General features: G+C 41.7%; 5 protein-coding genes and 3 pseudogenes. 7 read left to right on the top strand and 1 reads right to left on the bottom strand.

What is annotated here, in order from left to right; all coding sequences use genetic code 11:
* A pseudogene (locus ACFILT_RS06995) lies at positions 1–226 on the top strand (hypothetical protein); the annotation flags it as partial.
* Here ACFILT_RS06995 and ACFILT_RS06990 read toward each other — a convergent pair.
* On the bottom strand, positions 223–759 hold the full coding sequence (locus ACFILT_RS06990; RefSeq protein WP_375679357.1) for a hypothetical protein: 537 nt from the start codon (positions 757–759) through the stop codon (positions 223–225). The pseudogene ACFILT_RS06995 and the gene ACFILT_RS06990 sit on opposite strands and share 4 nt — an antisense overlap.
* Before the next feature lie 212 nt (positions 760–971).
* Between ACFILT_RS06990 and ACFILT_RS06985 the strand changes: the two genes are divergently transcribed.
* The 6 genes and pseudogenes from ACFILT_RS06985 to ACFILT_RS06960 all read left to right on the top strand — a co-directional run.
* The gene (locus ACFILT_RS06985; protein ID WP_375610989.1) at positions 972–1,307 is read left to right on the top strand and encodes a hypothetical protein; all 336 of its coding nucleotides are present in this window, start codon (positions 972–974) and stop codon (positions 1,305–1,307) included.
* Positions 1,288–2,616 carry a PBSX family phage terminase large subunit gene (locus ACFILT_RS06980; RefSeq protein WP_375679810.1) on the top strand — a complete coding sequence of 443 codons (1,329 nt, stop codon included), beginning with the start codon at positions 1,288–1,290 and terminating at the stop codon, positions 2,614–2,616. The genes ACFILT_RS06985 and ACFILT_RS06980 overlap by 20 nt, the downstream gene beginning before the upstream one ends.
* Positions 2,601–3,905 (top strand): annotated as a pseudogene (locus ACFILT_RS06975) (portal protein); the annotation flags it as partial. The gene ACFILT_RS06980 and the pseudogene ACFILT_RS06975, both read left to right, overlap by 16 nt.
* Before the next feature lie 172 nt (positions 3,906–4,077).
* Positions 4,078–5,244 (top strand): tyrosine-type recombinase/integrase, encoded by a 1,167-nt coding sequence (locus ACFILT_RS06970; protein WP_375679809.1) that lies wholly within the window; start codon positions 4,078–4,080, stop codon positions 5,242–5,244.
* Between the two features lie 208 nt (positions 5,245–5,452).
* The gene (locus tag ACFILT_RS06965) at positions 5,453–5,653 is read left to right on the top strand and encodes an AlpA family transcriptional regulator (RefSeq protein ID WP_007347430.1); all 201 of its coding nucleotides are present in this window, start codon (positions 5,453–5,455) and stop codon (positions 5,651–5,653) included.
* 97 nt (positions 5,654–5,750) lie between these two features.
* Positions 5,751–5,956, top strand: a pseudogene (locus ACFILT_RS06960) (virulence-associated protein E); the annotation flags it as partial.

The raw sequence follows: 5,956 nt of genomic DNA, 5'->3' as shown, positions 1-5,956 counted from the left end.
TGATGTGTCTACAAATTCAGATCCAGATAGCTTTGAACAATGGGTTCAAAAAGCAACAAATCACTATCAAGCCGTACAAGATATACTAAAAGAAGCCCAATGCCTCTATAGACAGTACAATCTTCACGCAGCACTACAGTACCTCGTTATAGAAGATCAAACGCTACCATATCTTGTGAATTCATTACGTGTTGCTCTTAATGCGCTTCAGAAGCACTTTCATTAGACAATTCTCCAAATAAACTTGATAAACGCTATCATTAATACTACCCCTAATATTACTCCAATTATTCCAAAAATCGCTCCCAAATATTCTTTTATACCGATTAAAATTAATAACCCTAAAATTATTATCCCTATTGTTATATTCCACATAAAAAGTGCAATTATACCACCAATGAAACCACAAATTAGAAGTGGTATTCCACAAGTTATTAAAGCTATGTCTTTAATGTTATCTTGTAGACCATCTTCACGCATTGTTTTTATCATTATACATGACATGATAAAACTCACGGCAGATATAGCTAGCAATAGAGCAGCCACTTTTTCTTGTAGATCATTTCCTATAAGGTTAGAATTAAATATTATAAGTGTAGGAATCCATGGAACAAACGTTGGTAAAAATAGTACAGTGCAGTATGCAACTATTTCTTTCCCTTTTTTTCCTGCTTTTTTAATGGCATGTATTGCATTGAATAGCATTAATAAAAACAATGCTATCAAAACTCCAATAAAGCATAAATTTTCTATAATCATTATCTTCTCTTTTTTGACGATCCACTGTTTAGAACACTGCTTAACCGATTCCCTTTGAAATTATCAATATGTGTTATTTTTGTGTTGACAAAGTGTAGCAAATCGTATTTAATGACAATACGGCACTGGTCGTATTGTATCTAAATGAGGGTAAGATACAGTTCAAAATCCCCGCAAATGCGGGGTTTTTTATTATCTGGAGGGTGTATTTTATGACATCACAAAATACAGAACAGATTTCTCAAACAAAGAAAAAATATAAACCCCCTAAGGCAGGAATGGGGCGTGTCAAAGGTGTACCCAATAAGAATACACGCCTTTTGAAAGAGGCTATTCTTAAAGCTGCTGAATTGGCAGGCAATAAGTATGGGAAAGAGGGGCTAATCTCTTACCTCGAAAAGCAGGCAATAAGATGCCCTGCGGCTTATTTAGCGTTGCTTGGGAAGATCTTGCCTTTGCAAGTGACGGGGGAAGATGGGGGCGCGATTAAGATCATAGGGCGTGTAGAAATTGCTCCTTTAACAATGAATGACGACAAGACAGATTAAGATTGTACCAAAACTCATTCCTATTTTTGCAGGAGACGCTTTGGTACGAGCAGCTTGGGGTGGACGAGGGTCTGGGAAGACAAGATCATTTGCCTTGATGGCTGCTTTAAAAGGCTATCAATTTGGTATGCAGGGGATATCGGGGACCATTCTTTGTGCACGTCAGTTTCAGAATTCACTAGCAGAGAGTTCATTGGAGGAGATTAAGCGCGCCATTGAAGCCCATGACTTTTTAAGGGACTATTACAAGGTTGGAGAGGCTTCTATTAAGTCAAATGATGGTCGTATAGCCTTTCAGTTTTCTGGACTAGACCGTAATATTGCGAGCATTAAATCGATGGGGCGTATCTTGCTTTGTTGGGTTGATGAGGCAGAGCCCGTAACAGAGACCGCTTGGCAGACGCTTATTCCAACGTTGCGTGAAGAAGGTGAGGGGTGGAGAGCAGAGTTATGGGTGACATGGAACCCGTTGCGAGAGAATGCACCGGTTGAAAGGCGGTTTCGCTTTTCAGATAATGCGGCAATCAAGCGTGTAGAGATCAATTGGTCAGATAATCCAAAGTTTCCCAAGATCTTGAATGAAGCGCGGCTTGATGATTTGAGAAACCGTCCAGAAACCTATAAGCATGTATGGGAAGGGGCTTATCTTACAGCGGTTCAAGGCGCTTATTATCAAAAGGAAATGTTGGCAGCCGAGCAAGAGGGACGGATAGGGCGTGTTGCGCGTGATCCTTTAATGCAGATACGGGCTTTTTGGGATATTGGGGGTACGGGTGCTAAGGCAGATGCGACAGCGATATGGATAGCGCAATTTGTTGGTAGAGAGATCAGAGTGCTTGATTATTATGAAGCACAAGGGCAGCCATTATCGGAACATATCGGTTGGTTGCGTCAAAATGGCTATGAGAAGGCACTGATGGTTCTCCCCCATGATGGTGCGACCAGAGACCGTGTGCACAATGTGAGTTTTGAGAGCGCTTTAAATGATGCGGGCTTTGAAACACAGGTTGTTCCCAATCAGGGAGCAGGGGCGGTTAAGATGCGTATCGAGGCAGTGCGACGGATTTTGCCTTCAGTTTGGTTTAATGAGGAGACGACAGTAGCGGGGCGTAAGGCACTCAATTGGTATCACGAGAAGTGGGATGAGAAGCGTAATATTGGTTTAGGCGCCGAGCATGATTGGTCCAGTCATGGGGCGGATGCTTTTGGATTGATGTGTGTGGGGTATGAACAGCCGGTGCAGAAATACAAGAGACAAGCTTATAGCGGTAGAGAAGCTTATGAGAGCACGTCATGGATGGCAGAATGATGGATGATGAAGAGCATTTAGAGCAAGAAAGTAACGCATCAGATCTGTCGACAGAAGGTTTGTTTCGCAAGCTTGTGGGTTGGTACAAAGAAGATGTTGAGCATGTGAACAAATGGCGTGAACATGCAAGGGAGGATTTCCAATTTTACAATGGTGATCAGTGGAATGATCAAGATTTAGCGGCTTTAAAAGAGCAACGTCGCCCCGTTATGACTTTTAATCGCATTGCACCACTCGTTAATGCCGTTGTGGGTTCAGAAAGAAATAATAAGCGAGAAGTGCAATTTATCCCCCGTCAAATAGGCAAGGCATTGCCAAGTGAATTGCTTACGGGAGCTGCAGAATGGTTTAGAGATGTAGCACATGCGGAATACGCGGATAGTGATGCGTTCCAAGATGCTGTCATTTGTGGAATGGGCTGGACTGATACGCGGCTTGATTATGAGAACAGTATAGATGGTGAACCGGTCATTACGCGTTTAGACCCTCTAAAGATGGTTTGGGATAGCGCGGCAGTGCAACCGAATTTAACCGATGCACAACGCATGTGGTATGTCGACCGCAAGCCTTTGGAAGTAGCCAAGCAGATGTTTCCCAAAGCCCATTGGACAGAGCTGAGTGCAGATTGGGCAAGGGATGGGAGCTCTCATGAAGGTGTTCACCATAATGATCTTGATTATTACAGTGATGAGAAGGGCATTGATGTTGAAAACGGTCGTCGGATGGTCACGCTTGTTGAATGCCGTTGGTTTGAAAGCGAGCGATATTACAAGGCTCCTGATTTAGAAACGGGTGAATTGCGTGATTATAGCGAAGAGGAGTTTAAGCAATTACAGTGCATGATGCCCGATATTCAAGGGGCGGCTTTCAATAAAAAGGTTGTTAAACGCGCTTTTTTAGGCAGGAAATTGCTTGAATGCCCCGATCAACCTTTGGTTCCAGCGGGTCAATTGGGTTGGGAGTGTATCACGGGGTATTTTGACAAGATAGAACGACAATTTTATGGGGTTGTAAGACCGACAAAAGATCCACAACGATGGGCGAATAAATATTTTAGTCAAGTGATGCACATTCTCAATAGCCAATCCAAAGGCGGGATAATGGCAGAGCGGGGCGCATTTGAAGATGTGAGAGAAGCTGTAAAGAGTTGGAGCAGGGTTGATAGTATTACGGTTTTAAAAAATGGTGCTTTGGCTGGTGGTAAGATACAACCAAAACCCGTAGCGCAATTTCCAGCAGGCTTTTTCCAACTGTTTAATGAAGCCAAGGAAGCGATTAATCAAGTGACAAGATATTGATTTATAATGATAATCTAGCGTTATTCATAGTGAATTAGAGTCCCGAATACCGTAAGATTCTATCATTTCAAATCTGTTTATGTTGCATCAATCAAAACCACTCATTTGCACATAACAAGCGGGATGAGTGTGTGGATCAAATTTGTATAAGAAAGGACTAAAAATGGCTCTTATGAACCGTCTTAATGCAAGGTCTGTCGCAACATTGGGAGCTGGCAAATATAATGATGGTGCCGGCTTGCTTCTTCACAAACGTAAAGATGGAGGTGCTCAGTGGATTTATCGTTATACCATTCATGGTCGGCGCCGTGAAATGGGATTGGGAGCGTTGCGAGATGTCTCTTTAAAACAAGCCCGTGAATTGGCAACTGGGTGGCGTTCTGTGTTACGTGAGGGGCGTGACCCCATTAAAGAGCGCAATAAACAAAAGCGTGAGGCAATAAGTAATCTCCATTATTTAAAAGATATTGCTTTAGACACTTTTGAAACTCGTAAAGCTGAATTAAAAGGAGAGGGTAAAAATGGAGATTGGTTTTCGCCTTTACAACTTCATATTCTCCCCAAATTAGGCTGTCTGCCCGTTTCTGAGATTACGCAAATAGAGATACGCAATACGCTTGCCCCTATTTGGCATACAAAAGCTGCAACAGCTAATAGAGCTCTTATTCGTCTCAATATGTGTCTCAAACATGCGGCTGCATTAGGATTGGATGTTGATTTACAAGCAACAGAAAAAGCACGTGCTCTTTTAGGTAAACAACTTCATAAAACTATTAATAGACCAGCTATGGATTGGAAAGATGTGCCGGCTTTTTATAAAACACTTTGCGAAAAAACAACTATGACGAATTTAGCTTTGCGTTTGCTTATTCTTACAGGGGTTCGTACCAATCCTTTGTGTCATATTCATAAAGATCAAGTTGAGGGGGATATATGGACAATCCCTGCTGAGAATATGAAAGGAAGACGTGATGCTACAACAGAATTTCGTGTCCCTTTATCATCAGAGGCATTAGAAATTTTGAAACAAGCACGCCTTTTATCTCGCAATGAATTCTTTTTTTCTGCAACAGGTCGGGGTTCCCTTGGTGAGAAGTGTATGGCTACGTATATGAGAAAAAATAAACTTGAATCCTGCCCCCATGGTTTTCGCTCTAGTTTACGCAATTGGCTTGCTGAAACAACCGATGCCCCCTATGAGGTTGCTGAAACTATTCTAAGTCATACGGTAGGAGGACAAGTAGAGCGTGCCTATCGTCGTACTGACTATCTAGAGCAGCGCCGTGTCTATATGGATAAATGGGCGGCTTATGTCACTGGTCAATCTTAAGATATGGGGTGCATAACCCCATGATCTGTGGATAACTTTAGCTCTCTTCTCTCTCATTCTTTCTCAATAAGACTCATAATTTATCACATCAATAAAACTATGATAAAATACTGTTTTCTATAGACTAAATACCTTTCCAATGATTCAAAAATATGGTTAATAAATGCTTATGATTTGGTTCTATTTTTTATTATGAAAGGATTTTAAAATGACCGAAAATGATATTCTTTTAACTGACCGTGAAAGTGCAAAATTGCTTCATATGAGTGTCTCAACTTTCCGTCGTCATGTTACCAATGGCTCTCTCCCAAAACCTTTAAAATTTGGTTTTTTATCCCGTTGGTTACAATCGGATCTTTTGAATGTAATCGAACAAGCGAAACAGCAACGTTATAACGACGTGGCATAAAAAAACCTTGTCACGTAAGGACGGACAAGGCTTTCTCAAACTCATCACCTTAGAGCTAGCACAATCCGTCCTGTGACGCAACGTTATAGGATTAAAAATGATGTGTTCTTTTAAGAATGCGCAGGATATTACACGTGCCTTGCGTGGGGTTTGGCATGGGCGTTATGGAACCGCCCGTTGCCCTGCTCATGATGATAGGCTGCCTAGCTTATCCATTAAAAATGGACATGATGGGCGTCTTTTACTCTATTGTTATGCTGGTTGCTCTTTTAGAGAGATCATACAAGCGCTTATTAGAATTGG

It is taken from the genome of Bartonella sp. AP7XZML, assembly GCF_042195745.1.
Classification (GTDB): Bacteria; Pseudomonadota; Alphaproteobacteria; order Rhizobiales; family Rhizobiaceae; genus Bartonella.
Note: the sequence above shows the minus strand (reverse complement) of the source record. Positions and strands in the feature narration are given on the sequence as shown.